Origin of the sequence: Cellulomonas septica (genome assembly GCF_012396155.1) — a bacterium.
Classification (GTDB): Bacteria; Actinomycetota; Actinomycetes; order Actinomycetales; family Cellulomonadaceae; genus Cellulomonas; species Cellulomonas septica.
This window is the reverse complement of sequence record NZ_JAAXOY010000628.1, coordinates 1-2,082: the sequence shown is the minus strand read 5'-3', so window position 1 is coordinate 2,082 and position 2,082 is coordinate 1. Positions and strand designations below refer to the sequence as shown.

The following is a 2,082-nucleotide window of genomic DNA, read 5'->3' as shown; positions in this document are numbered from 1 at the left end:
CGTCGACCGCCGACCCCGGGAGGACCGACCATGCGCTGCCCCGTCGACCAGGCCGAGCTCGTGATGTCCGAGCGGCAGGGGGTGGAGATCGACTACTGCCCGACGTGCCGCGGCATCTGGCTGGACCGCGGTGAGCTCGACAAGATCCTCGAGCGCGCCGCCGCGCCCGACCCGGGTCTCGGCGTCGGGGGTGCCCGTCCGGCCGACCCGCGCCCGCCCGCCGACCCCCGCGCGCCCTACGACGAGCGCCGCTACGACGACCGCGGCGGCTACGACGACCGTCGGGGGTACGACGACCGCCGGGGGTACGACGACCGTCGCGGCTACGACCCGCGCTACTCCGGCGACCCCCGGTACGCGGGCGACCCGCGGTACCGCAAGAAGAAGAAGGACTCCTGGCTGGAGGACCTCTTCGACTTCTGAGGACGGCGCGGGCCGCTGCCGCGTCCGGGCCGTGCGTGCTCGCCGAGCCGGGGCGCGCGGCCGCTCGGGGGACGACCACGGCCGCGTGCGCGTACATCGTTGGAGAATCTGGCCGGCGATGAAGCGATTCACCAGCTTGTGAGGCCCGACGCAGGCCCGGGACGTTAGCGATCACATCGTGAGCTGCCTCCCACCCGCGGAAGGACCCACCCATGCCCTTCTCCATCCGGCGTCGTGCGCTCGCACGCCGCCTCCTGTCGCTCACCGCTTCGGTGGCGCTCCTCGGCGGCGGCCTCGTGGCCGCCTCGCCGGCGCAGGCCGCAGCGCCCGCGCTCCGGTCGGCCGCATCGGGCCGGTGCCTCGACGTCGCCGGCAACAGCACCACCCCCGGCGCGGCGATCCAGATCTGGGACTGCAACGGTGTCCCGGGGCAGGGCTGGACGCTGACGTCCGCGGGCGAGCTCCGGACGTTCGACGGCACCCGCTGCCTCGACGCGCTGAACTGGGGGACGACGGCCGGCACCGCGCTGATCTCGTGGACCTGCACGGGCGGCGCCAACCAGAAGTTCGCGTGGGGCGCGAACGGGTCGCTGCGCAGCCAGCAGTCCGGCCTGTGCCTCGACGTGACGAGCAACCGCACCGCCAACGGCACCGCCGTCGCGCTGTGGACGTGCAACGGCCGCGACAACCAGCGCTGGACGAGCGTGTCCGGCGGCGGCACGACCTACCCGAACCCCGGCCTCGTCACGGGTGCGACGTGGGCGCACGACCCGACCGTCGCCAAGCGCCCCGACGGCTCGTACCTGGTCGCCACGACGGGCCGCGGCATCCCGCTGAAGACGTCCCGCGACCGCACCGCCTGGACCGACGCCGGCGCCGCGTTCCCGAACGGCACGCCGTGGACGGCGACCCACACCACCGGTGACCTGTGGGCGCCCGACCTGTCGTACCGGAACGGGCAGTACTGGCTGTATTACTCGGCGTCGACGTTCGGCAGCCAGAACTCGGGCATCTACCTGGCCACCAGCCCGACCGGTGACGCCGGCACGTGGACCAACCGCGGCCTGGTCATCAGCACGACGAGCAGCAGCGGCTACAACGCGATCGACCCCGACGTGGTCACCGACGCGCAGGGCCGGCTGTGGCTGAGCCTCGGGTCGTTCTGGTCCGGCATCAAGCTCATCGCGCTCGACGCGTCCACCGGCCTGCGGTCGGGCACGGCGATCCACGCGCTCGCGACGCGCAGCGCGGGCATCGAGGCGCCGGACATCCTCTACCGCGACGGCCTCTACTACCTGTTCGTGTCGTTCGACGCGTGCTGCCGGGGCGCGCAGAGCACCTACCGGGTCGCGGTCGGCCGCTCGACGTCGATCACCGGTCCATACGTCGACCGCGCGGGCGTCCCGATGACGAGCGGCGGGGGCACGGAGATCCTCGCCGGTCACGGGTCGGTGCACGGCCCGGGACACAGCGCGACGCTGCGCGACGGCGACGGTGACGCGCTCTTCTACCACTGGTACACCGACGCGGGGGACTCCCGGCTGGGCATCAACCTGCTCGGCTGGGACGCCGCGGGCTGGCCGTACGTGCGCTGAGCGACGCGCCGAGCGGCGGACGACGGGGCAGGGGTCCCTCCGTTGTCCGCCGCGCCGCTTTCCA

Annotated in this window: 2 protein-coding genes; both read left to right on the top strand. The window is 73.6% G+C overall.

What is annotated here, in order from left to right:
- Positions 1-30: 30 nt before the first annotated feature.
- The gene (locus HGA02_RS17440) at positions 31-423 is read left to right on the top strand and encodes a TFIIB-type zinc ribbon-containing protein (protein ID WP_168680481.1); all 393 of its coding nucleotides are present in this window, start codon (positions 31-33) and stop codon (positions 421-423) included.
- Positions 424-635: 212 nt separating this feature from the next.
- Positions 636-2,018, top strand: coding sequence for a family 43 glycosylhydrolase (locus tag HGA02_RS17435; protein WP_168680479.1), 1,383 nt, complete (start codon positions 636-638; stop codon positions 2,016-2,018).
- The last annotated feature ends 64 nt before the right edge of the window (positions 2,019-2,082 follow it).